A 23,041-nucleotide genomic window follows, 5' to 3' on the forward strand; every position below is an offset into this window, starting at 1 on the left:
GCTCTCGCTCACTCGACCGCTCACGCGACCGCCCGCCGGCCCGGTCACCCGACCGCCCGACCTCCCGATCGCTCGGATCGCTCGGATCGCTCGGATCGCTCGATCAGAAGATGTCCATACTCCACGGCCGCAGCGAGGTCCGCAGCAGCAGGTCCGCCCGCGCCGCCGCCCCGGCCGCCGCCTCCTCGATCCGGCCGAGCGCCACGAGCCGCACCACCGACTCGTCGCCGAACGCGAGCGGCGCCAGGTCCGCCACGTCCAGGACCAGATCCGCCGGCGCGGCCGTCGCCGTCACGGACGCCCCTTCCGGGCCGGCCTCCAGCAGATACCGTCCGCCCGCGAACCCGGCCGCGTCCCGCACGTCGAGGACGAGCGCGCCCTCGGTCGCGTACGTCCGCGGCTCGAAGACCTTCGCCACGTCCAGGACCCGCAGCCACAGCATGTCGGCGTGCGTCAGGACCTGCGCCGCGCGCGGGTCGGGCAGCAGCAGCGGCAGCATGTCGTCCGGCGCGCGGTTGCCGGACTTCACCCGCTGGATCCAGTCGATCGAGCACACGTACCGCCACAGCGCACGCTCGGCGGCCGGGGTGACCGCGAGCAGGTCCCGCACGCTGGCCGTGTTGACCGGCTGCTTGGCGTCGCTCCACTTGTCGTCCGCCGTGTACGCGACGAAGCCCTCGGCCTCGCCCGACTCCGACCGGTAGACGGCGTAGAAGGGCTCGGTCCACGGATCGGGGGTGTACGCGTTGCCGGTGCCGATGTCCCAGCCGCGCGCCGTACGGTCGGTCACCCCGGCCCGCCGCGCCGCCACGCGGCGGTGCAGGTCCGGGCCCAACTTGCGGATCTCGGCGCCGTCCGACAGGTCGATCCGGCCGCCCTCGTCCCCCGCACCCGCTCCCGGTCCGGGCCGGTGGCGGTCGAATCCGGCCCTCGTCACGTCGACGGCCCACACGGTGGTCCAGCTCGCCACCCCGAAGCCGAACCGCCCGTAGATCGGATACTCGGCGGCGATCAGCGTCGCGCACGCGTCGCCCCGCTCCTTCGCCGCCGCCAGGTCGGCCTCCATCATCCGGCCGAGCAGCCCGCGCCTGCGGTGGGTCGGGGAGACCGTGACCCCGGTGACGGCGTCCGCCGCGAGGTCCGCGCCGCCGACCGTGCTCACCCGCTGCCCGTACGACTGGAAGGTGGCGACGACCCGGCCCCGGTCGAAGACGCCGAAGGTGCGGGAGAGATCGGTGTGCGGCAGCCGGTCCGCGATCTCCTCGTCCGGCACCACCGGCGGCCGGAGGAAACCCACCCGCCTGGCCCGCTGCCAGTCCCCGAACTCCGCCTCGCTGATCGTGCGCACCTCAAAGCTCATCCTTCGAGGCTATGCGGGCGGTCAGGGCCCCCGCACCCGACTTTTCCGCGAGCCCCGGAGCGGCCGCGAGGCGCCCGGCGCGGAACGGACCGGCGCGACTCGGCTGCGACCCCGCGCGGCTCAGGCCAGCAGGTCGTCGACCTGCGCCTCCCCCTCCCGGTAGCGGCGGGCGATCTCCGCGCTGCAGTCGTCCGCGGTGCGCTGGAGCTGCTGCCGGCGCCGCGACACCTGCTGCTCGTAGCCCGCGAGCCGCCCCATCGCCGTGTGCAGTTCCTCGTCCGTACGCGCCGTCAGGTCCGACAGCTCGACCTCCGACAGCATCTCGGACGCCAGCCGCCGGTACTCCTCGCTGCGCGGCGTCGACAGCGTCACGTGCCGCGCCGAACGCGCCACCGCCCCCGGCCGCGACGGCGTGTCCGCGAGGATCTCCGACAGCCGGTCGAGCACCGGCGCCTCCGGATCGCTGCGCCGCGCCAGCTCGGCCCGCAGGATGTCGATCCGCCCCTGCAGCATCCGCCGCACATAGCTCAGATCGGCCTCGTCGCCCTGGGCCTCGCGGCGCAGCGCCCGCAGCTCGGGCAGCCGCAGCGCGGCCAGGTCCGGCTGCGGCCGGTCCGGCAGGTCCCGCTCGGCGGTCCGCTGCGTGGGCGGCCGCCCGACGGAGCCACCGGCACGGGTCAGCGGTACGGGACCGGACGGCGTGTGCCCGGCGCCTGATGCACTCATGTGAATCGTCCCCTCGACCGGTGCGGAACCGCACCGCCTGACAGGCATGGTGCCACTCCCGCACCGGCCGACGCAGGCGGTCTGCACCCGTTCGGCCCTCCCCGTGTCGGTCCGTGGGTGGCTCGGTAGGTTGGTCCGCATGCGAGCAGTGGTGCAGAGGGTCGACGGCGCGAGCGTCGTCGTCGCAGGGGAGACCGTCGGCGAGATCGTCGGCGAAGGGCTGTGCGTCCTGGTCGGGGTGACCCATGACGACACCCCGGAGAAGGCGGCGCAATTGGCCAGAAAGCTCTGGTCCGTCCGGGTACTGGACGGCGAGAAGTCCTGCTCCGACGTGAACGCGCCGCTGCTGGTGATCTCCCAGTTCACCCTCTACGGAGACGCCCGCAAGGGCCGCCGCCCCACCTGGAACGCGGCCGCGCCCGGACCGGTTGCCGAGCCTCTCGTCGACGAGGTCGTCGCCCGACTGCGGGAGCTCGGCGCGCGCGTGGAGACGGGCCGGTTCGGAGCGGACATGCGCGTGTCGCTCACGAACCACGGCCCGTTCACGGTGCTGATCGAGGTCTAGACGCCCCTGGAGAGGGCTCAGGGCTCGACGACGGTCTCCTGCGCGGCGGCCGTCGACCCCGCGACCAGGTCGGCGTCCACCGGCACGTTCCGCTTCACCAGCGCGAGCGCGATCGGCCCCAGCTCGTGGTGGCGCACCGCCGTCGTCACGAAGCCCAACTGGCGGCCCTCGGGGCCGTCCGCGGCCAGCCGCAGCGGCGTGCCGGGCGCGGGCAGGTGGACCTCGCTGCCGTCCAGGTGCAGGAAGACGAGCCGGCGCGGCGGCTTGCCCAGGTTCTGCACCCGGGCCACGGTCTCCTGGCCGCGGTAGCAGCCCTTCTGGAGGTGCACGGCGCTGCCGATCAGCCCGATCTCGTGCGGGATGGTCCGGTGGTCGGTCTCGAAACCGAGGCGGGGCCGGTGCCCCTCCACCCGCAGCGCCTCGTACGCGAGGATGCCGGCGGCCGGGCCGTGCGTGCCCGCGAACGCCTCCAGGTCCTCCCGCGGCAGGAACAGGTCGCGGCCGTACGCCGTCTCCCGTACGACCACGCCGTCCGGCACCGGCGCGATGGACCCGGCCGGCAGGTGGACGACCGCGAAGTCCTCGGTACGGTCGGCGACCTCGACCCGGTAGAAGAACTTCATCGACTCCAGATACGCGATCAGCTCGGCCTGCGTGCCCGGCTCCACGTGCGCCCAGACCGTCTCGCCGTCGTCGACGAGGTACAGCGCGTGCTCGATGTGCCCGTTCGCGGACAGGATCAGCGCCTCGGTGGCCCGGCCGGCCGGAAGGTCGCTGACGTGCTGGGTGAGCAGCAGGTGCAGCCAGCTCAGCCGGTCGGCGCCGGAGACGGTGACGACCCCGCGGTGCGAGAGGTCGACGAAACCGGCGCCGTCGGCGAGGGTCCGCTGCTCGCGGAACAGATCGCCGTAGTGGGCGGCGACGCCTTCGTCACGACCTTCGGCGGGGACGGCGCCGGGCAGGGACAGCAGAGGGCTCTTCATGGGAAAAGCCTACGACTCGTCGGCGGTGTCCTTGCGGGAACAGTCACCGCACCGGCCGAAGATCGCGAAGTGCTTCATGTCGGTCTCGAAACCGAAGGTCTCGCGCAGCTTCCCGGTGAACTCGGCGGCCACCTCCACGTCCGCCTCGATGACCTCCGAGCAGTCCCGGCACACCAGGTGCAGATGGTGGTGCCGGTCGGCCAGGTGATAGGTCGGCGCCCCGTGCCCCAGATGCGCGTGGCTGACCAGGCCGAGCTCCTCCAGGAGCTCCAGCGTCCGGTACACCGTGGAGATGTTGATCCCGGCGGCGGTCTTGCGCACCTCCCCCAGGATGTCGTCCGGGGTCGCGTGCTCCAGCGCGTCCACGGCCTCCAGGACAAGCTGACGCTGAGGCGTCAGCCGGTAGCCGCGCTGCCTCAGATCGCTCTTCCAGTCGGTGCTCACCACGCCCCCAGTGTAGGAGGGCGCGGTGGCCCGAACCGTTCCTAGCGGAAGAAGGCGATGCCGTCGTCCGGCGGCGCGGCGCCGGAGGTCAGCAGATCGGCCATGGTCTCCCGCAGCGCACGGGTCGCCCGCGCCACCTCCTCGTGCGCGCGTGCCTTGTCGTCGAGGGCGGCCAGCGTGCGGCCTATGTGGTGCTGTTCGGCGAGCGGGGGCAGCGGAACGGGCAGCTCGCCGAGCATCTTCAGGGAGACATGCTGGACGGCCGAGCCGGTCGCGACCCGCCGCAGCCAGCCTTGCGCCGAGGACGCCGAGAGATACGCGGCCAGGTACTCCGGGGCGAGCACGGGGTGGGCCCGCACGCGAAGGCGAATGAGGTGGGGGCCGTTGAGCCAGCCCGCTTCGGCCTCGGTGACGAGCGCGATCCTGCCGACGGTTCCCGAGCGGGTGAGGAGGACGTCACCCGCCTCCAGCGTGTACCGGGCCCAGTCCGGCCGTTCGTCGAGGGCGACGTGACGCCGGGGTGCTCCGGTGAGGCGGTGTCCGACGATGTCGGCGGCCCGCACGACGGGGACGCCGGTGTCACGGAAGTCGCGCGGCCCCGTGACGAGGCCGATCTGCGCGTCGCACAGCTCGGCGATCGGCAGACTCTCCCAGCCCCGCTCGTGATCGTGGTCGTTCATCGTCTCTCTCTCCACGTGCGGAGGGACCGGGCCGCCCGTTCGTCCGCGAGGCGTGCCGCCCCGTCCAGGGCGTCCAGTTCCGCGATCAGCCGGTCGACCGTTTCCCGACCGGCCGGCCCGTGCCGCGGCGTGACGTCCCAGGGAACGTACAGGGCCGGTGTCAGCACATGGCCGTGGCGGGCGATCTCCGCGACCGGCACCGAGACGCTGAACCCTTTCCGCCCCGGGAAGGGTTCCCCCGCGGCGCGTGCCGCCCGCCACCGGTCGCATGTGTCGATCAGGGTGTCGACATCGTCCCGGGAGAGCTCCCGGCGTACCCGGCTCTTCATGGTCCCCAGGGACTCGGCGTCGACGAACAGCACCTCGTCCCCCCGGCCCGTCGGTGCCGTCAGCAGCCACAGCATCGCCCGCACACCGGTCGCCCGGCCGAAGAGCTGGGCGGGCAGGGCGATCAGCGCTTCGACGGCGCCGTCCTCGATCATGTGCCGGCGGATCTCCCGCTCGGCGGGACTCGTCGACTGCGCCGCGATGTCCGGCATGAGGACGGCCGCCCGTCCCTCGGGGGCGAGGGTGGACAAGATCGCCTGCAGCCACACGAAGTTGCCGTTGTTCGCCGGCGGGACCCCGTAGCGGAGGGCACGCGGGTCCCAGCCCCGGGATCCGGCCTTCCGGTTGAACGGAGGGTTGGTCGCCACCCGCGCGAACCGGCGTTCTCCGGGCGAGCCGGAGGGCAGGGGCAGCGCCCCCCACTCGCGGAGTTCCGGGTCGACGCCCCGGACGCGCAGGCGCATCCGGGCGAGAGCGGCGGTGTCCTCGTCCTCGCTCACTCCGAGCACCTCGGTACCGGTCGTGTCCGCGCCTCCGCCCTCTTCACCGTCCCGGCCCCGGTCGGCCACGACGCATGCCTCCAGGAGTTCGCCGGTCCGGCAGTACGGGTCGAGGACGGGCCCGGCCCCGGGGAGGAGTCCGGCCATGAGGCGCCGCAACGAGGGCGGGGTGAGAATGCCGCCGGCGCGCTCCTCCACCTCCATGCGCAACTCCACCAGGTGGTCGAACGCCTCCGCTGCCGACTCCCGGTCCCACGACGCCTCGCCCAGCACGGGCACGGTGGCCCGCAGCACCTGCTCGATCCGCTGGGTGCTGGTGACGTCGCCGCGGCCGTCGAGCTGCCGGGGCGGCCAGACCCCGTCGTGGACGAGCAGATCGCGAAGCCGGGACCAGTTCTGGGTCACCCACGGGCGCTCCCGTGGATCGAAGTCGGCCGCACCGCCACCGTAGAGATAGACGAGCGCGATGAGCAGGTCCAGATGGTCGTGTCGCCTCAGACCACCCCGCTCTTCGAGGAGCCGGCTCACGACGGTCATCGGCGAGGGGCGGTGGGTGTGGTCGAGGGCGGCCAGGAAACGGTCGCCGTAGGTGGTGCCGGGCAGCTCACCGTCCCGCAGAGCGGGCGCGGGAATCCTCCGCTTGCGCAGCCAGGCCGCGATCTCGTCGGCGCGGAAGAGGTCGGCCTTGCCGGTCGCCGTCGTCCGGCTGTCCACAGCCTGGGGGAAGTCCGGGTAGCGGGCGGCCCAGTTGGTCACGGCCGGCCGGTGGACTCCGGCCAGCTCGGCGATCCGGGACCGGGTGACGAGTGCGTCGTCGTGTTTCCGCATGACAGGCGTTCCTCTCAGAAGCGCGGCGGGCGCCGCCCGCGCAGCGCGTCGCCCCTGGCCGCGAGCACCTTGGGGAAGCGGTCCATCAGCCGGGCCTCCTTCGCGAGCACCTCGTTCACGTATCCCATGATCCGGTAGAGCTTCGCGTGATCCGCCCGGAGGTCCCGGTGGTGCACGGGTTCGTGGTGCATGATCCGGTTGCGGAGCAGCACCAGGGACCAGACCTCGTCGTACAGCCCCTTCCTGCGCCCGCGGTAGCCCGGGAACGCCTTGTGCACGGCCGGCACCCAGAGGTCGCGGTCGTAGCGCTTGGTCAGCAGGGAAGCCCAGAAGCCGAAGGAGAGCTCGGCCACCACGTCGTCCGGCGTGCCCGCGGAGCCGTTCCGCAGGCACTGCCCGCGCGCCTGGTCCACCTTGCGCACGCTCTCCGCCGTCAGAGGCGCGACCCGCCACCAGTCGGGGCGGGCGTACCGGGCGGCCAGTTCGCGGTGGACCGCGTTGCGCAGGGCCACCTCGAGGCAGTGGAACGGCCCGAACAGCGCTGCGGACACCTCGACGTTCCACCAGTAGAGCCGGGTGGCGCGGAGGGGGTCTCCCCCCGCGGCGCGCAGATATCCGCCCAGCCGGGGGTCCGACAGGGCACCGGTCATCCATTCGGGCAGCTCGCCCACTCTTCCCCCTGGCTGTTCGTCACGACTGGTCGGACCCCAGGGCTGTGGCATGAGGCCGGTGCGAGCGGTAAGCTCTCGTCTCGAAAGCTTCAGGATCGCCTCTGCATGTCATGCCACCTGGAGCACGGCTTGTGAAACCCCCGGCCACGCCACATGCGGCCGGGGGTTTCGCGCATCCCCCGTGAGCGAACCCGCGAGCAACGTAGCGCACCCGTCCGCGATGATCAAGTGCATGGCAGTCATGAGGATTCTGTTAACCCCTACCCACGGGGCGATCAGGTCGGCCGGGTACGCCGAAGGGCCCGCCGACCATGGTCGACGGGCCCTCGGGAGAACCGTTCCTAGCGGAAGAAGGCGATGCCGTCGTCCGGCATGTCGGGGAGGTTGCGCGCCATCTCGGCGACCGCCTCCGGGGTGACGACCTTCTTCAGGTGCGCCGACATGTAGGGGCGCAGCGGGACCTCCGGGGTGGACTTCTCGCCCACCCACATCAGGTCGCTCTTTACGTAGCCGTAGAGCCGCTTGCCTCCGCTGTACGGGCCGGAGGCGGCGGTGCGGGCGACGGCGTCCGTCGCCAGGTCGATCTGCGGCTTCTGGTCGGCGAGCTCGCCGTACCAGACCTCGACGATGCCCTGGTCGCGGACCATGACGACCTCGACCTTGCGGTCCTTGTCGATGCGCCAGTAGCCGCTCTCGCTCTCCAGCGGGCGGACCTGGTTGCCGTCGGCGTCCAGGACCCAGGAGTGCGAGTGGTACTCGATGAAGTCGCGGCCGTCGTGGCTGAAGGTCACGGACTGGCCGAAGTTGCACTTCTCGGCGCCGGGGAAGTCGGAGACGCCCGCGCCCTCCCACGTGCCGAGCAGGAACGCGAGGGGGACGAGGTCCGGATTGAGGTCGGACGGGATCTCGATCATGAGCAGCTCAGACGATCTGTGTAGGTCTGGGGACGTGGGGGGTCAGCGCTGGCCCTGGTACAGCTTCTTCACGGTCAGACCGGCGAAGGCGAGGACCGCGACGCAGACGAGCGCCAGCAGGACTTCGAAAAAGACGATCACGTGGTGCTCCTCGGTGAGCGGTGAAGGCGGAACGGGCCGGACCCCAGCTTAGTGGGCGGGGGCCCGGCCCTCGCGGTGAGGTGGGTCTCGCGGCGCGGGGCGGCGGCTCCCGCCCGGGCGCTCAGCCGAGCAACTGGTTCTGCAGGGTCACCGTCTGCTGGAAGGGGACCTGGAGGGCCTCGCCCTTGCGGGACTGGACGACCAGGGCGAGCGTGTCACCCGCCTGGATGTAGGCCCAGCGGGTCTGCTCGGGGCCGTAGGGCTTCTTCTCGGCCGTCGCGTACTGCACCGTGTTCGGCACTTGGGCGTCGTTCCCGAGCGCTTCGGTCCCGACGGACTGCATTCCTTCCAGGAGCGCGGTGGCGGTGGTGCCGGCGTTCACCGCATCGTCTTTGAAGTTCTCCGAGAAGCCGACGGACTTGAAGCGCAGCAGATAGACGGCGCTCTTGGTGCCGTCCGGCATGGTCCAGGTCCGGGCGGTGATGTGCCGCAGCGCCGAGTCGTCGATCGCCTGCTTCAACTCGGGGCGCTCGTCCTTGGCGTAGAGGGAAAGGTACTGGTCGACGCTCACCCACGCGCCGTCGAGCTTCGGGTCGACGGTGGCCCCGGCCGGCGCGGGCAGCAGCAGCCGACGCAGGTCCGCGTGGTGGACCTCGCCCTCGTTGCCGGCGGTGAAGGGGCGCGGGGAGCCCTCCGGCAGCGCCGGCAGGCTCAGCGTCGGGTACGTCCAGCGGCCGTCGCTCTCGGTCGCGAGACCGGGCACGTCGGTGCGCTCCATGGAGGTGATCCCGGCGGCGGTGCCGGCACCGAGTCCCGCGAAGACGACGACGGCCGCGGTCCAGCGGGCGACGGCGGCCAGCACCCGGCGGGACCGCACGGGCGGCGCGGCGGGCGCGGCGGGCTCCGGCGCGGCGAACGGGTTCGGCTCGGCGGAGAGGTTCGGCTCGGGTACGGGCACGGGCTCGGGTACGGGCGCCGGTGCGGGCGTGGTCGCGGTCGCGGCCGTCGCCTCCGGCGCGGCCTCCGGGGGCGTCTGCTGCTCGGTCATACGTACTCCCCCGGGGTCTTGATGTGGTCGAGCTGCTTCTTCACGAGGTCCGCCACCTCGCCCTTGTCGAAGGGCGCGGAGCCCGCCGCCGAGACCGAGACCAGCAGCTCGGAGTCGTACGCGGAGCAGCTCATGCCGCTCAGCGCCGAGTCCTTCTCGTCCTCGTCGTCGTCCTCGGCGCGGAAGTCCGGCATGAGGAAGCAGGACGCGTTCCGGTGGTCCGGGATCCTGGGCCCCTTGGGGAACTTCAGGATCTCGGCCACCTCCCGCTTGACCTCGTAGAGGTCGTGGATCCGCTTCTTGTTCTTCATGCGGATGATCTGGACCTCGACGACCAGACCGTTGTCGTACGACGCGAAGGACCGCACGGCGATGCCCTGGACGCCCAGTTTGTCGATGCGCTTCTCGTAGTCGCGGCGCTTCTTGCCGGCGAGCCCGCGAGCGTCGTTCTTCAGCAGGGCGACGGCCTCCTTCTCGTCGAGTTCGCCGTCGTTGCCGTAGGAGTCGACGTCCGGGCCGAGCCGGAAGCCCTCGGGCACGGGCAGCAGCAGCCTGCTCATCGGCGTGGAGGCGCGGCCCTTCTCGGCCGTGCGGGCGGCGGGGTCCTTCCCGGCCGCCTCGGGGTCCGGGGCCTCCCAGCCGACGGTCTCGGCCGTGCGGTCGGCGTTCGCCACGGTGACGGCGGTGTAGGTGACACCGCCGCCGGCGGCCACGAGGACGAGGGCAGCGGGCAGCACGGCGGCCAGGAGCCTGCGCCCCCGGCCCCGGCCCCGCTCCTCGCTCCGCACGGCCGGGGCGACCGGGGCGGTCGCGGCGGCCGGGTCTGCCTGGGCGGGCGCCTCGGGAGTCGGGTGCTCGGTCACAGGCGCTCCAACTGCTTCTCGGCCAGCGTGCGGATGTCGTTCTTGCTGATCTTCTTGGTGTCGAAGATGTGGATGTCGACCATCACGTCGCCGCGCTGGAAGATCGCCCGTGCCGTGTAGAGGTCCAGGTATCCGGCCTGCCGCTCCACCGGGTAGAGGTAGTAGCGGCCGTCGCCGCTGCCCTTGAGGGCGTCGCCGCCGTTGCCGGCGTGCTCCTCCCCGTCCATGTAGCTCATCTGGTCCTCGGCGTGGTCGGCCGCGCCGCGCAGGTCGCTCGGACGGAACTGGACGAGCTGGACCGTGGTGGTCCGGTTCTCGCCCGAATCCCAACTGCGGACGGCGATCCGGCGGACGGCGCTCTCGTTGAGGAATTCGAGCATCCAGCTCTCGTCCTTGAAGCCCGCCGCGTACGAGGCGAGGTCCTGCCAGCCGTCGCGCTGCGCGAACTCCGCCTCCCGCGCCCCGGCCGGGCGGGGCACCAGCAGCCTGCGCAGGTCCCCCTCCGTCTTCAGAGCGCGGTCCTCCGCCGCCGACAGCGGCGTCGGCTGCTGCCCCTTGGGCAGGGGCTTCGCCGGGTACGCCAGGGCCGGCTGGTTGAGCGGCGGGAGCGGCGTGGGCTCGCGGTCGGCCTGGACGCCGTAGCCGACGGCCGTGCCGGCGACGATGCCGAGGACCGCGGCGGCGGCGATCAGCGCGACCGTACGGCCGGCCCGGCGGCGGCGCGGCGTCTGGACCCCTGCCGTGCCTGCCTCCGCGGCACCCGCCTGCGCCTCCGCCTCCGCCGCCGGCTCGGAAACCGGCACGGGTGCGGGTACCGGGGCCGGGTCCGGCGTGGGCGCCGGGGCGTTCTGAGCGGTTTCCACCGCTTCTGTCGCTTCCAAAAGAGTCCCCCCACGAGACGTGAAGCGCGGATTCCGATATCCGCGCACCCACCTGACCCGCGAGGGGTGCGGGGGGTTGCCTCGGACCGCATTACAGTTCGGTATATGGCGAAGAAGCTCGTGATCAAGGTGACCGCTGGGGCGGACGCCCCCGAACGCTGCTCCCAGGCCTTCACGGTGGCCGCCGTCGCCGTCGCGAGCGGTGTCGAGGTCTCGCTGTGGCTGACCGGCGAGTCCTCGTGGTTCGCCCTGCCGGGCCGCGCGGCCGAGTTCGAACTCCCGCACGCCGCGCCGCTGCCCGACCTGATCGACTCGATCCTGGCCGCGGGCCGCCTCACCCTGTGCACCCAGTGCGCCGCCCGCCGCGAGATCACCGAGGCCGACGTCCTGAAGGGCGTCCGCATCGCCGGCGCGCAGGTCTTCGTCCAGGAGGCGATGGCCGACGACACCCAAGCGCTCGTCTACTGACGAGGGTCCCGGTCTCCTGGCGAGGGTTCTCCGGGGTCCCTCAGGGGTCCCGGCGCCGCTTCCCGTCCAGCTCGTCCCACCACTCGTCCGACTGCCGGTCCCCGGAGGGATCGTCCCACCAGCGGTCGTCGGGGCCCCGGCGGTTCGCGAGCACCGCGGCGACGGGCGGGATGACCATGGCGACCAGGCACATGGCGACGGCGGCCGGCACCGACCACAGGCGCACGACGGCCCAGGCGCCCACGAAGAGGACCAGGCAGACGCCCATCAGCCGGAAGTAGACGCGCCGACGCCGTGCGTACACGACTTCAGCGTACGACCGGGCCGCCGCGCGCGGACAGACCGGAGGGCCGTGCCTCGAGTCCTGGTGTGGCGTCCAACCCCCCAGGAGGCACGGCCCTCCGGCCGTTCGGTGCGCGGGTGTCACACCGCGATCGCGACCTCCGCGAGGCCGCCGTGCTGAGCCACGACCTGGCGGTCGGCGGTCCCGCCGGGCACCAGGGCGCGGACGGTCCACGTGCCCTCGGCCGCGTAGAAGCGGAACTGGCCGGTGGCGGAGGTCGGGACCTCGGCCGTGAACTCGCCGGTCGAGTCCAGGAGGCGGACGTAACCGGTGACGGGCTGGCCGTCCTTGGTCACGTAGCCCTGGATGGTGGTCTCACCGGGCTTGATCGTCGAGGCGTCGGGGCCGCCGGGCTGCGCTCCACACATGGTTGAGAATCCTTACGGTCGAGGGGTCCGGAGAAGGGGAGGTCCGGGGCTTACTTGTTCGCGCCGAGCTCGATCGGCACGCCGACGAGGGAGCCGTACTCGGTCCACGAGCCGTCGTAGTTCTTGACGTTCTCGACGCCGAGCAGCTCGTGCAGCACGAACCAGGTGAGCGCGGAGCGCTCGCCGATGCGGCAGTAGGCGATGGTGTCCTTCGCCAGGTCGACCTGCTCGGCCTCGTAGAGGGCCTTGAGCTCGTCGTCCGACTTGAAGGTGCCGTCGTCGTTGGCGTTCTTCGACCACGGGATGTTGCGGGCGCTCGGCACGTGGCCGGGGCGCTGCGACTGCTCCTGCGGGAGGTGCGCGGGGGCGAGCAGCTTGCCGGAGAACTCGTCGGGCGAGCGGACGTCGACCAGGTTCTGGGCGTTGATGGCGGCCACGACGTCGTCGCGGAAGGCGCGGATCGAGGTGTCCTGCGGCTTGGCCTTGTACTCGGTCGCCGGGCGGTTCGGGACCTCGGAGCCGTCGACCAGGTCGCGGGAGTCGAGCTCCCACTTCTTGCGGCCGCCGTCGAGGAGCTTGACGTCCTGGTGGCCGTAGAGCTTGAAGTACCAGTAGGCGTAGGACGCGAACCAGTTGTTGTTGCCGCCGTAGAGGACGACCGTGGTGTCGTTGGCGATGCCCTTCGCCGAGAGGAGCTTCTCGAAGCCCTCCTGGTCGATGAAGTCACGGCGGACCGGGTCCTGGAGGTCCTTCGTCCAGTCGATCCGGATGGCGTTCTTGATGTGGTTCTTGTCGTACGCCGAGGTGTCCTCGTCGACCTCGACGATGGCGACCTGCGGGTTGTCGAGGTTGGCCTCGACCCAATCGGCGTCGACCAGGACGTCGCTGCGAGCCATGCTTCTTCTCCTCCGGGGCAGTGTGCGGCGGTGTCGTGCGGGGTGGTGCGGGTACGCCTCGGCCCGGGGGGTCGACGGCGTACGGCTGCGCGAGGGCGGCCCCGACATCACGTCGTAGGGCCGGGGAATCCGAGGAATACGGGCGCTGTGGACGGCGTCCCGCTCAGACGGAGCGACACAGCATGGCGGCGACGCGGCACAGGTCTACTGCCCGCCGCTTCGTGAGTTCCGCCTGTCGCTTCATGCGGACGATCGTAGGGACGGACAGGCGGCCGTGTCACCGGTGTGTCGTATTTTGAGACGCGATCGTCCAGGATGCGGGATGCGAGACGGATGCGGCTCGTCGCGGCCGGGTCCCCGACCCGCCGGGGCATGCCGCGCATCTACGGATCGGACGAGGGCGTCTCAGAATGTGATCAGGCCCGTGACAAGGGCCGGTTGGGGCCGGTCAGCCCGCGGACAGGACGACGTCCCGGCCGGTCACCGTCACGGCGAGACCGTCCTCGCGGGCCTCGACCTTCGTCAGGCGCATGCCCTGCGGCAGGCCCTCGATCCGCCGGTCGAAGTCGGTGCGGGCCCGCACCATGTCCTCCAGGCCCGGGATGCCCTCGCCGGGCACCTCGTCGGCCCGGACCCTGAGGGTGTTCCCGTCCACCAGGGTCACCGTGGACAGCACGCTGCGGGTCAGCGTGCGGCCGAGGATGCGCACCCCGCCGGTGACCTTCAGCTTGCCGTCGCCCCCGTACGCGACGCGGGCGTCCCGGCCCGAGGCGGCGGCCAGGTCCGCGTAGGAGATCAGCGCGAGGCCGTCGGCGCTGCCCGCCCGCTCGATCGCGTAGCCGTCGCCCAGGGTGACGTCGCGGAGGTCGGCGGTCAGCTCGCCGATGCGCACCGGACGGCCGCCGGCGGTCGCCCGGAAGCCGGTCAGCCGCACCTCGACCTCGTCGAGGCGCTTGTCCATGACCTGGGTGAGGAACGGGAAGCCCTTGATGTCCACCTCGGTGGACTCCGCCTTCGCGGTGCCGAGCCGCACCCCGGCGGCCGCCTCCGACTCCGCGTACGCGAGGGTCAGCCGGTCCGCGCCGACGAGGAGCCCACCGAGCACGACGGCCACGATCAGCACCATCCGCAGTGCTCGCATGCGCTTGGCCCCCCTGAGACGAGTCCGGCCGACGCATCGGCCCTCCGACATCAAGATCGACGTGTCGGAGGGCCGGTCGGTTCCCGGGGGTGCCGGGGCGGGCGTTACGCGAGCGCCCTGCCCAGCAGGTGGACGGCCGGGACGGCGGCGGTCAGCGGCAGCGCGACACCGGCCGTCATGTGGACGAACCGCGACGGGTAGTCGTAGGCGGCCACCCGCAGCCCGACCAGGGCGCACACTCCGGCGCCGAGGCCGAGCAGCGCCCCGCCCGTGCCCAGGTCGGTGAACCCGCCGGCGGCGATGCCCGCGCCGGCGGCGGCGAACAGGGCGACGACCACGGAGACCGGTCCGGGCAGCGGGAGGGCCCGGGCGAGGGCCGTCGCGGCGACCGCGACCGCGCCGACGACCACCGCGTCGGGCTCGGCGCCGAGGTGACCGGCGGCCAGGACCGCGAGGGCCGCCGAGACGACGGTCGCCGTCAGGCCGTACATGCGCTCGTCGGGGTCGGCGTGGCTGCGCAACTGGAGGACCAGGGCGAGCAGCACCCAGACGCCGAGCGTGCCGAGGATCGCGGCGGGGGCGTGCTCGCGTCCGGCGGCCAGCAGCGCCGCGTCGGCGGTGACGCCGCCGAGGAAGGCGAGCGCGATGCCCTGCCGGGCGGGCCACATGCCGTTGAGCCGGAACCAGCCGGCGGCGGTGACGGCCTGCAGCAGGACCAGCGGCACCAGCAGCGCGTAGGGGCCGACCGCCGCGCCCCCCGCGAGCAGCAGGCCGAGGACGGCCGTCAGCGCGGCCGGCTGCATCCCGGGATCGATGATCGGCGACCGGCCCTCGGCACGGGCCCGCTGCGCGTCGGTGAGCCGGGTGTGGCCGGAGGTGGTCGGCGAGGAGTACGCGGGCCCCGCGGCGGCGGGGGCGGGGGCCTGCTCCGGCGTCCGTTCCGGCGTCTCGTACGTGACCGGTGCCGGTGCCGGTGCCGGCGCCGCCGTCCCGTACGCCGGCGGGTACGCCGTCTCCGCCGGCAGCGGACGGCCGCCCGTGGTGACGAACCCGGCGTCGCCGGTCCCGGTCCCGGTCCCGGTTCCGGTCCCGTCGGCATGCCCGTACGCGTACGGCTGCCCCTGCGGGTGTCCCTGCGCCTGCTCCTGGGTCTGCCCCTGCGGGGGCAGGTACGCCGTGTCGTACGAGACGGCCGCCTGCGGCCGCACCGTCGGCTGGTACTGGGTGTCCCAGGTCTGCCCCTCCCACGTCTGGGTGACGTTCGGGTCGTACGGCTGACCGCCGGGCGGGCCGGCCTGCGGATCGTACGGGTACTGCTGGTCACTGCTCATGGTGTGCGGTTCACCCTCCTGCGAACGGGGGGAGCACCTCGACCGTGCCGCCCTCCGCCAGCCGTACCGTCTCATGCGCGCGCGTGCCGACGGGATCGCCGTCGATCAGGAACGAGCAGCGCTGGAGGACCCGTGCCAGCTCGCCGGGATGCCGCTCGCGGGCCGCGTCCAGCGCCTCCGCGAGGGTCTCGGCGGCGTACGGCTCCTCGGCGACTCCGGCGGCGGCCTTCGCCGCGGCCCAGTAGCGGATGGTTCCCGCTGCCATAGCGGCACTCCCTTCGTTCGTGTGCGCGCCGCCCCCCATGATGGGCCATGGCCGTTCTAGGGCCGGACGAGCCAGGCCCCGAGGCGGTCGAGCAGCCCGTCGTCCGCCGCGTTCTCGGCGTGGCCCATGCCGCGCTCGAGCCACAGCTCGGCGGCGCCCTCGGGGGCCGCCGCGACGAGGCCGAGCGGGTGGTCGACGGGGAAGTACGGATCGCGGTCGCCGTGCACGACCAGCAGCGGGGTCGGCGCGATCAGCGGCACCGCCTCGACCGGGGAGAGCGGCACGGGGTCCCAGTCGCGGTGGTGGATCCGGGTGCCGAGGCCGTACCGGCCGACCAGACGGCCCATCGGCCGGGTGATCACCCAGTGGACGCGCCGCATCGACGGCGTCCCCCGGTAGTACCAGCGGGCCGGGGCCGACACGGCGGCGACCGCGTCGGTGCGGGCGTCCTCGCCGCGCTCCAGGGCGGCGTGCCGCAGGACGACCGAGCCGCCCATGGAGAAGCCGACCGTCGCCACGCGCGCGTGGCCGAGCTCCCGGGCCCAGCGGACCGCCGCCGCCAGGTCGAGGACCTCCCGGTCGCCGACGGTCGAGCGCCCGCCGGAGCGGCCGTGGCCGCGGAAGGAGAAAGTGACGACGTCCGCGTGGCGGCGCAACACCCGGGCGGCGCGCCGCAGCGCGGGCCGGTCGACCGAACCGGTGAATCCATGCGCCACGACGATCGCCGTACCCAGCGCCGTTCCGGCCGTCGCGTCCCGCGCCGTATCGGTGACACTGGCCGTACGCGGTTCGAAGAACGCCTCGATCCGGACATCGTCGTCGGTACGGAGGACGGCGCGGCGGGGTACGGAAGTGAGCCAGGAAACATCCACCATGTGAAATCGACCCTCGGCCGCGGAAGTCATGTGGGCTATTCTGCTGTCAGAGGATCCGGGCACCGCAGCCCCCGGGTCCTTTTGTGTTTTCCGACCGTTGTTACGACCGGATGAACAAAAGCTCTCAGGGCGCGAGAGTGACACGCAGACGTCCTCGCAGGGACCGAGGAGGAACCGACGTCATGGACGACGAGCGAACGACGCACGACCGCAGGACACACGACCGGGCGACGAGCCGATCGACGACGACGAGCCGCTCGACGACCCGGGCGGGTGGGGCGCGATGAGTTCGCTGCTGCTCCTCACCAACGCCCTGCAGCCCTCGACCGAGGTGCTTCCCGCCCTCGGCCTGCTGCTCCACAACGTGCGCGTGGCGCCCGCCGAGGGTCCGGCCCTCGTGGACACCCCGGGCGCCGACGTGATCCTGATCGACGGCCGGCGCGATCTGCCGCAGGTGCGCTCGCTGTGCCAGCTTCTGCGCTCCACGGGGCCGGGCTGTCCGCTGATCCTCGTCGTGACGGAGGGCGGTCTCGCGGCCGTCACCGCCGACTGGGGCATCGACGACGTGCTGCTCGACACCGCGGGACCGGCCGAGGTGGAGGCGCGGCTGCGCCTGGCCATGGGCCGTCAGCAGATCACCGCCGACGACTCCCCCATGGAGATCCGCAACGGCGACCTGTCGGTGGACGAGGCGACGTACAGCGCCAAGCTGAAGGGCCGGGTCCTGGACCTGACCTTCAAGGAGTTCGAGCTCCTCAAGTACCTGGCCCAGCACCCGGGCCGGGTCTTCACCCGCGCCCAGCTCCTCCAGGAGGTGTGGGGCTACGACTACTTCGGCGGCACCCGGACGGTCGACGTCCACGTACGGCGGCTGCGGGCGAAGCTCGGCCCCGAGCACGAGTCGCTGATCGGCACCGTACGGAACGTGGGCTACCGCTTCGTCACCCCGGAGAAGGTGGAGCGGGCGGCGGAGGAGGCACGGGCGAAGGAGGCGCGTGCGAAGGAGGGGGCGCGCGTCAAGGACGCCACGCGGGAACTCACTCCGGTGGAGGACCGCTGACGTGGCGTATGCCACAGTCCGACCTGCCGGTAGGTAGGTCCCCCCGCGTAGACTTCCGCGCGTGGCCAAGGTGACGCGGGATGACGTAGCTCGACTGGCGGGTACTTCGACCGCGGTCGTGAGTTACGTCATCAACAACGGACCCCGGCCGGTCGCCCCGGCCACGCGCGAGCGTGTCCTCGCCGCCATCAAGGAGCTCGGCTACCGGCCCGACCGGGTGGCCCAGGCGATGGCCTCGCGCCGCACCGACCTCATAGGCATGGTCGTGCCGGACGCCCGTCAGCCCTTCTTCGCGGAGATGGCGCACGCGGTCGAGCAGGCCGCCGCCGAGCGCGGGAAGATGGTGCTGGTCGGCAACTCCGACTACCGGACCGAGCGCGAGATCCACTATCTGCGCGCCTTCCTCGGCATGCGGGTGTCCGGGCTGATCCTGGTCAGCCAGGGCATGAGCGAGCAGGCCGCGAGCGAGATCGAGGCGTGGGACGCGCGGGTCGTGCTGCTGCACGAGCGGCCCGAGGCGATCGACGACGTGGCCGTCGTGACCGACGACATCGGCGGCGCCCAGCTCGCCACCCGGCACCTCCTGGAGCACGGCCACCCGTACGTGGCGTGCATGGGCGGCATCCCGAACACCCCGGCGGTGGGCGACCCGGTCGCCGACCACGAGGAGGGCTGGCGCCGGGCCATGCTGGAGGCGGGCCTGTCGATCGAGGGCCGGCTCTTCCAGGCCCCGTACAACCGCTACGACGCCTACAAGGTCGCGCTCGACGTGCTGTCCGGCCCGGACCGGCCGCCGGCCATCTTCTGCTCGACGGACGACCAGGCCCTGGGCGTGCTGCGGGCCGCCCGCGAGCTGCGGATCGACGTGCCGACGGAGCTGGCGGTGGCGGGCTTCGACGACGTCAAGGAGGCGGCGCTCGCCGACCCGCCGCTGACCACGGTCTACTCCGACCGGCCGGCGATGGCCCGGGCGGCGGTGGACCTGGTGCTCGACGACTCGCTGCGGGTGGCGGGCTCGCGCCGGGAGCGGGTCAAGCAGTTCCCGTCGGCGCTGATCGTGCGCCGCTCCTGCGGCTGCGGCTGACCGTCCACGGCCCGGCCCCACCGGGGCCCGGCTTTATTTCGGGCATACGGGCTTCTGCCGGACTTCTCAGCCCGTCCTCAGACGGTTCTCATGGACGGCTCCGAGAGTCGTGGTCATGACGGACCACACGCAGCCCCAGCCGCAGCAGCAGCCGTACTACCCGCCGAGGCCCCCGTACGACCCGGCGCGGCCGATCATCACGGAGCCGGGCACCACGATCTGGCCCTCGGGCGGGCACGGCGGGCACGGCGGCCACGTCCCGCCTTCGGCGCCGCCGGCCGCTCCCGCCCCGGCCCCGGCTCCGGCCCCGCACCGCAGGGCCCGGCGCGGCGTCGGGCTCCTGGCGGCCGTGGCGATCGCCGCGGCCGCGGTCGGCGGCGGCACCGCGACCCTGGTGGAGCGGTGGACGGCCGACGGCACCACGGCCGCTTCGGGCGCCGTGAGCGGCACCAATGTGTCGGCGAGCAGCAAGGGCACGGTCGCCGGGGTGGCCCAGGCGGTGTCCCCGTCCATCGTGGAGATCTCCGCGAGCTCCGCCTCGGGCCGGTCCACCGGCTCGGGCGTGATCCTCACCTCCGACGGCGAGATCGTCACCAACAACCACGTCGTCTCCGGCGCCTCCACGATCACCGTGCGGACCTCCGACGGCAAGAGCCACCAGGCGAAGATCGTCGGCACGGACCCCGACAAGGACCTGGCGCTGATCAAGCTGGAGGGCGCCTCCGGGCTGAAGGCGGCCACCCTGGGCGACTCCTCCAAGGTGCGGGTCGGCGACGCGGTCGTGGCGATCGGCTCCCCGGAGGGCCTGACCGGCACGGTCACCAGCGGCATCGTCTCCGCCCTCGACCGCGAGGTGACCGTCGCCAAGGACGACGGGCAGGGTCAGGGACAGGGGCAGGGTCAGGGGTACGACCCGCGTGAGGGCTGGCCGTTCGAATTCGGCGGGCAGCGGTTCAACGGCGACACGGGATCGTCGAAGACCACCTACAAGGCGATCCAGACCGACGCCTCCCTCAATCCCGGTAATTCCGGCGGCGCGCTGATCAATATGAACGGCGAGATCATCGGAATCAATTCGGCGATGTACGCCCCCGGTTCTTCGAACGGTTCCGGTTCCACGGCCGGAAGCGTCGGTCTCGGATTCGCGATCCCGGTGAACACCCTCAAGGCCGACCTGGACGGCCTCCGCTCCGGCGGCGACCGCTGAACACGTGCGAGGCTGGCCCCATGACTGGCCCGGTGAACGAAGGCGACCGCATCCTCATCGTCGACGACGAGCCCGCCGTACGGGAGGCGCTGCGGCGCAGTCTCGCCTTCGAGGGGTACGGGACCGAGGAGGCCGTCGACGGCGTCGACGCCCTCGCCCGGATGACCTCGTACGCCCCCGATCTCGTGGTCCTCGACATCCAGATGCCCCGGATGGACGGCCTGACGGCGGCCCGCCGGATCAGGGCCTCGGGCTCGACCGTGCCGATCCTCATGCTGACCGCCCGTGACACGGTCGGCGACCGGGTCACCGGACTCGACGCGGGCGCCGACGACTACCTGGTGAAGCCCTTCGAGCTGGACGAGCTCTTCGCCCGGATCCGCGCGCTGCTGCGGCGCAGCTCGTACGCGTCGGCCGCCGGGCCGCGGCCCGAGAGCGACGTGCTCTCCTTCGAGGACCTGCGGATGGACCTGGCCACCCGCGAGGTGACCCGGGCCGGGCGGCCGGTGGAGCTGACCCGTACCGAGTTCACGCTCCTGGAGATGTTCCTGGCCCATCCGCGGCAGGTGCTCACCCGCGAGCAGATCCTCAAGGCCGTGTGGGGCTTCGACTTCGAGCCGAGCTCGAACTCGCTGGACGTGTACGTGATGTACCTGCGGCGCAAGACGGAGGCGGGCGGCGAGCCGCGCCTGGTGCACACCGTCCGCGGGGTCGGATACGTGCTGCGCGGCGGAGGCGCGGAGTGACCGGTCCCGTCTCCTGGTTCCGCTCCCGCCCGCTGCGCTCCCGGCTCGCGCTGCTCACCGCGCTCGCGGTGGCGGTCGCGGTGGCGGCGGTGTCGCTGGCCTGCTGGTTCGTGACGCGGGCGCAACTGGAGAGCGAACTGGACGCGGGCTTGCGCGGCAGCAAGGTGGACAACGCTTATCTGAACCTGGTGCTCGGCGGCTGCCGGTCCGACCGCCAGGCGCCCCCGCTGCCCCCGTACACGGTGCAGGTGACCCTCGTCGACGGCACGATCTGCACGTCCGGCCAGGCGCCGATCCCGGCGCAGAACTCGGACGTGGCGGTGGCCCGCGGGCTGCTCGACGACGCGCTGCACACGACGAGGGACGACGACGGCCGGGAGATGCGGGTCTACACGTACGCCGACCCGAACCGGCCCGGGATGGCGGTCTCGCTCGCCCGGCCGCTGACCGAGGTCGACAACGCGATGTCCACCCTCGGCTGGGTGCTGCTGCTGGTCTCCGGGATCGGTGTCGTCGGCGCCGGAGCGGCCGGGCTGTGGGTGGCGCGGACGGGCCTGGCGCCGGTGGACCGGCTGACCGGGGCGGTGGAGCACGTGGCGGCGACCGAGGACCTGACGGTCCGCATCCCGGTGGAGGGCGAGGACGAGATCGCCCGCCTCTCGCGGTCGTTCAACGCGATGACGGCCGCGCTCGCGACCTCCCGGGACCGGCAGGCGCAGCTCATCGCGGACGCCGGGCACGAGCTGCGCACGCCGCTGACCTCGCTGCGGACGAACGTCGAACTGCTCGCGCGCAGCGAGGAGACGGGCCGTGCGCTGCCGCCGGAGGACCGGCGGGCCCTGATGGCCTCGGTGAAGGCGCAGATGGCGGAGCTGGCGGCGCTGATCGGCGACCTCCAGGAGCTGTCCCGGCCGGAGGCGGCCGCCCCGGGCCCGCTGGAGGTGGTGCCGCTGCACACGATCCTGCGGTCGGCCCTCGACCGGGCGCGGCTGCGGGGCCCGGAGCTGACCTTCGAGACGGATCTCGCGCCCTGGTACGTACGGGCGGAGCCGGCGGCCCTGGAGCGGGCGCTGGTGAACGTGCTGGACAACGCGGTGAAGTTCTCGCCGCCGCGCGGGACGGTGGAGGTGACGCTGATGCGGGGCGAGCTGACGGTACGGGACCACGGGCCGGGCATCGCTGCGGACGAGCTGCCGCATGTCTTCGAGCGGTTCTGGCGCTCGCCGTCGGCGCGCAGTCTGCCGGGGTCGGGCCTGGGTCTGTCGATCGTGGCCCGGACGGTCGGCCGGGCGGGCGGCACGGTCGCGCTGGCGCCGGCGGCCGACGGCGGGGGCGGGACGGTGGCGACGGTGCGGCTGCCGGGGGCGCCGACACCGCCGCCCGGTGCGGCCGGAGGCGGGGCGGGGTCAGTTGTGGCGGATGAGGGACTCGACCAGTCCTGAGCGGGTGTTGGGGTAGTCCATGGGGACGATCCCGAGGCCCTTCCAGCCGGCGCCCTCGCCGTCGAGGAGGGAGTGGACCTGGGGGTTGAGCCGGTCGGCGTTCCAGCGGGGCGGGAGGCCGGCGGCGGTGGAGACGAAGTTGACGTAGAAGGGCCCGGGCCGGCCGGCGGCCTCGCGGAACTGGTCGCGGATCCTGGTCCACTTGGCGAAGGGCTCGGCCTGGTAGTCGTCCTGCACGTCGAAGTACGCGCCGTCGGCCCACCGCAGCCCGGGCAGGCCGCCGTTGTCGGCGAGGAGGACGACCCTGCCGCGGGCCTCGCCGAGGGTGGGGACACCGGTTCCGATCCGGAAGAGGGGCCGCCAGCCCCGGTTGTCGAGGTAGTCGTCGAAGATCGCGCGGAAGGTGGCGTCGGACTCCGCGGAGTACTCCTGCTTGACCCGCATCAGGACGGTCTCGCTGGGGTGCGCGGCGAGGAAGTTCCGGCAGGCGACGAGGACGTCGCCGAACATCATGTTCTGGTAGAAGGCCCCGTGGTGGATCGCGAAGGAGCCGCCGGTCACCCGGCACCGGATGTCCAGGAACCGGATGCCGCTGTCCAGTTGCCGGTCGATGGTCGTGTTCTGGCATTCGGTCCAGAGCCCGCCGTAGCACGCGCCGGAGTCGTGGGTGCCGGGGATCGTGAGCCTCTGGAGCGGGGTGGGGTCGCCGTGGGCAGCCATCCAGTCCCAGGTGCCCGTGACGGTGGCCGCCCGGGCGGAGGGGGCGCCCGCGAGCAGCGCGGCACCGGCTGCGGCGGCGCCCGCGAGAAAGCGTCGTCGGTCCATGGGCCGCACTATGACAGGACTTGACGTGCCCCTGCCAGACCCGTGTTACCACCGGGTAC

Annotated in this window: 27 protein-coding genes; 7 read left to right on the forward strand and 20 right to left on the reverse strand. The window is 72.7% G+C overall.

Going from position 1 to position 23,041, the window contains the following annotated elements; all coding sequences use genetic code 11:
- Positions 1–103: 103 nt before the first annotated feature.
- A complete protein-coding gene (locus ABZ135_RS27770; protein ID WP_356699240.1) occupies positions 104–1,360 on the reverse strand; it encodes a GNAT family N-acetyltransferase in 1,257 nt (418 codons plus the stop codon).
- A 120-nt stretch (positions 1,361–1,480) separates the two neighbouring features.
- Positions 1,481–2,086 (reverse strand): ABC transporter substrate-binding protein, encoded by a 606-nt coding sequence (locus ABZ135_RS27775; RefSeq protein ID WP_356699241.1) that lies wholly within the window; start codon positions 2,084–2,086, stop codon positions 1,481–1,483.
- Positions 2,087–2,225: 139 nt separating this feature from the next.
- Between ABZ135_RS27775 and dtd the strand changes: the two genes are divergently transcribed.
- On the forward strand, positions 2,226–2,651 hold the full coding sequence (dtd, locus tag ABZ135_RS27780) for a D-aminoacyl-tRNA deacylase (protein ID WP_352075203.1): 426 nt from the start codon (positions 2,226–2,228) through the stop codon (positions 2,649–2,651).
- Positions 2,652–2,668: 17 nt separating this feature from the next.
- On the opposite strand, the gene ABZ135_RS27785 is transcribed toward dtd, so the two are convergent.
- From ABZ135_RS27785 to ABZ135_RS27825, 9 genes are all read right to left on the reverse strand, one after another.
- Entirely contained in the window at positions 2,669–3,634 is a 966-nt protein-coding gene (locus ABZ135_RS27785) for a folate-binding protein (protein ID WP_356699243.1), read from the reverse strand.
- A gap of 9 nt (positions 3,635–3,643) precedes the next feature.
- The gene (locus tag ABZ135_RS27790) at positions 3,644–4,081 is read right to left on the reverse strand and encodes a Fur family transcriptional regulator (protein ID WP_356699244.1); all 438 of its coding nucleotides are present in this window, start codon (positions 4,079–4,081) and stop codon (positions 3,644–3,646) included.
- Positions 4,082–4,119: 38 nt separating this feature from the next.
- Positions 4,120–4,758, reverse strand: a complete 639-nt coding sequence (locus tag ABZ135_RS27795) for a restriction endonuclease subunit S (protein ID WP_356699246.1) — start codon at positions 4,756–4,758, stop codon at positions 4,120–4,122.
- Positions 4,755–6,413 (reverse strand): N-6 DNA methylase, encoded by a 1,659-nt coding sequence (locus ABZ135_RS27800; protein ID WP_356699248.1) that lies wholly within the window; start codon positions 6,411–6,413, stop codon positions 4,755–4,757. Before ABZ135_RS27800 ends, ABZ135_RS27795 begins: the two co-directional genes overlap by 4 nt.
- Positions 6,414–6,427: 14 nt before the next feature.
- Positions 6,428–7,084 carry a hypothetical protein gene (locus ABZ135_RS27805; RefSeq protein ID WP_356699249.1) on the reverse strand — a complete coding sequence of 219 codons (657 nt, stop codon included), beginning with the start codon at positions 7,082–7,084 and terminating at the stop codon, positions 6,428–6,430.
- A 341-nt stretch (positions 7,085–7,425) separates the two neighbouring features.
- Entirely contained in the window at positions 7,426–7,998 is a 573-nt protein-coding gene (locus tag ABZ135_RS27810; RefSeq protein ID WP_356699251.1) for an FABP family protein, read from the reverse strand.
- A gap of 262 nt (positions 7,999–8,260) precedes the next feature.
- On the reverse strand, positions 8,261–9,187 hold the full coding sequence (locus ABZ135_RS27815; protein ID WP_356699252.1) for a hypothetical protein: 927 nt from the start codon (positions 9,185–9,187) through the stop codon (positions 8,261–8,263).
- Positions 9,184–10,050, reverse strand: a complete 867-nt coding sequence (locus tag ABZ135_RS27820) for a hypothetical protein (protein WP_356699254.1) — start codon at positions 10,048–10,050, stop codon at positions 9,184–9,186. Before ABZ135_RS27820 ends, ABZ135_RS27815 begins: the two co-directional genes overlap by 4 nt.
- Positions 10,047–10,853, reverse strand: coding sequence for a hypothetical protein (locus ABZ135_RS27825; RefSeq protein ID WP_356699255.1), 807 nt, complete (start codon positions 10,851–10,853; stop codon positions 10,047–10,049). The genes ABZ135_RS27820 and ABZ135_RS27825 overlap by 4 nt, the downstream gene beginning before the upstream one ends.
- A gap of 183 nt (positions 10,854–11,036) precedes the next feature.
- On the opposite strand from ABZ135_RS27825, the gene ABZ135_RS27830 reads away from it, so the two are divergent.
- Entirely contained in the window at positions 11,037–11,399 is a 363-nt protein-coding gene (locus ABZ135_RS27830; RefSeq protein ID WP_356699257.1) for a DsrE family protein, read from the forward strand.
- Positions 11,400–11,439: 40 nt separating this feature from the next.
- Here ABZ135_RS27830 and ABZ135_RS27835 read toward each other — a convergent pair whose 3' ends face one another.
- From ABZ135_RS27835 to ABZ135_RS27870, 8 genes are all read right to left on the reverse strand, one after another.
- Entirely contained in the window at positions 11,440–11,703 is a 264-nt protein-coding gene (locus tag ABZ135_RS27835; RefSeq protein WP_356699258.1) for a DUF3099 domain-containing protein, read from the reverse strand.
- Positions 11,704–11,822: 119 nt separating this feature from the next.
- A complete protein-coding gene (locus tag ABZ135_RS27840) occupies positions 11,823–12,110 on the reverse strand; it encodes a DUF1416 domain-containing protein (RefSeq protein ID WP_265867432.1) in 288 nt (95 codons plus the stop codon).
- 50 nt (positions 12,111–12,160) lie between these two features.
- The gene (locus ABZ135_RS27845; protein ID WP_356699260.1) at positions 12,161–13,006 is read right to left on the reverse strand and encodes a sulfurtransferase; all 846 of its coding nucleotides are present in this window, start codon (positions 13,004–13,006) and stop codon (positions 12,161–12,163) included.
- A 163-nt stretch (positions 13,007–13,169) separates the two neighbouring features.
- The gene (locus ABZ135_RS27850) at positions 13,170–13,250 is read right to left on the reverse strand and encodes an Ms5788A family Cys-rich leader peptide (protein WP_352021666.1); all 81 of its coding nucleotides are present in this window, start codon (positions 13,248–13,250) and stop codon (positions 13,170–13,172) included.
- Positions 13,251–13,454: 204 nt separating this feature from the next.
- Positions 13,455–14,147 (reverse strand): DUF2993 domain-containing protein, encoded by a 693-nt coding sequence (locus ABZ135_RS27855; RefSeq protein WP_356699262.1) that lies wholly within the window; start codon positions 14,145–14,147, stop codon positions 13,455–13,457.
- 104 nt (positions 14,148–14,251) lie between these two features.
- Positions 14,252–15,478 carry a hypothetical protein gene (locus ABZ135_RS27860; protein ID WP_356699264.1) on the reverse strand — a complete coding sequence of 409 codons (1,227 nt, stop codon included), beginning with the start codon at positions 15,476–15,478 and terminating at the stop codon, positions 14,252–14,254.
- A gap of 10 nt (positions 15,479–15,488) precedes the next feature.
- Positions 15,489–15,743: a MoaD/ThiS family protein gene (locus ABZ135_RS27865; RefSeq protein ID WP_356699266.1), complete on the reverse strand. Its 255-nt coding sequence runs from the start codon at positions 15,741–15,743 to the stop codon at positions 15,489–15,491.
- Positions 15,744–15,799: 56 nt separating this feature from the next.
- Entirely contained in the window at positions 15,800–16,648 is an 849-nt protein-coding gene (locus ABZ135_RS27870; protein WP_356699268.1) for an alpha/beta fold hydrolase, read from the reverse strand.
- A 253-nt stretch (positions 16,649–16,901) separates the two neighbouring features.
- On the opposite strand from ABZ135_RS27870, the gene ABZ135_RS27875 reads away from it, so the two are divergent.
- The 5 genes from ABZ135_RS27875 to ABZ135_RS27895 all read left to right on the forward strand — a co-directional run bounded on the left by ABZ135_RS27875 (position 16,902) and on the right by ABZ135_RS27895 (position 22,157).
- On the forward strand, positions 16,902–17,678 hold the full coding sequence (locus tag ABZ135_RS27875; protein ID WP_356699269.1) for a response regulator transcription factor: 777 nt from the start codon (positions 16,902–16,904) through the stop codon (positions 17,676–17,678).
- Between the two features lie 61 nt (positions 17,679–17,739).
- A complete protein-coding gene (locus ABZ135_RS27880; protein ID WP_356699271.1) occupies positions 17,740–18,762 on the forward strand; it encodes a LacI family DNA-binding transcriptional regulator in 1,023 nt (340 codons plus the stop codon).
- A 115-nt stretch (positions 18,763–18,877) separates the two neighbouring features.
- The gene (locus ABZ135_RS27885) at positions 18,878–19,969 is read left to right on the forward strand and encodes a trypsin-like peptidase domain-containing protein (protein WP_356699273.1); all 1,092 of its coding nucleotides are present in this window, start codon (positions 18,878–18,880) and stop codon (positions 19,967–19,969) included.
- A 20-nt stretch (positions 19,970–19,989) separates the two neighbouring features.
- Positions 19,990–20,715 (forward strand): response regulator transcription factor, encoded by a 726-nt coding sequence (locus tag ABZ135_RS27890; protein ID WP_356699275.1) that lies wholly within the window; start codon positions 19,990–19,992, stop codon positions 20,713–20,715.
- Complete coding sequence (locus ABZ135_RS27895; protein ID WP_356699277.1) at positions 20,712–22,157, forward strand: HAMP domain-containing sensor histidine kinase; 1,446 nt, start codon at positions 20,712–20,714, stop codon at positions 22,155–22,157. The genes ABZ135_RS27890 and ABZ135_RS27895 overlap by 4 nt, the downstream gene beginning before the upstream one ends.
- Here the strand turns inward: ABZ135_RS27895 and ABZ135_RS27900 are convergent.
- Entirely contained in the window at positions 22,122–22,982 is an 861-nt protein-coding gene (locus tag ABZ135_RS27900) for a phosphatidylinositol-specific phospholipase C (RefSeq protein WP_356699281.1), read from the reverse strand. The genes ABZ135_RS27895 and ABZ135_RS27900 overlap by 36 nt on opposite strands.
- Between the last annotated feature and the right edge of the window lie 59 nt (positions 22,983–23,041).

Origin of the sequence: Streptomyces sp. NPDC006339 (assembly GCF_040612775.1) — a bacterium.
GTDB lineage: Bacteria > Actinomycetota > Actinomycetes > Streptomycetales > Streptomycetaceae > Streptomyces.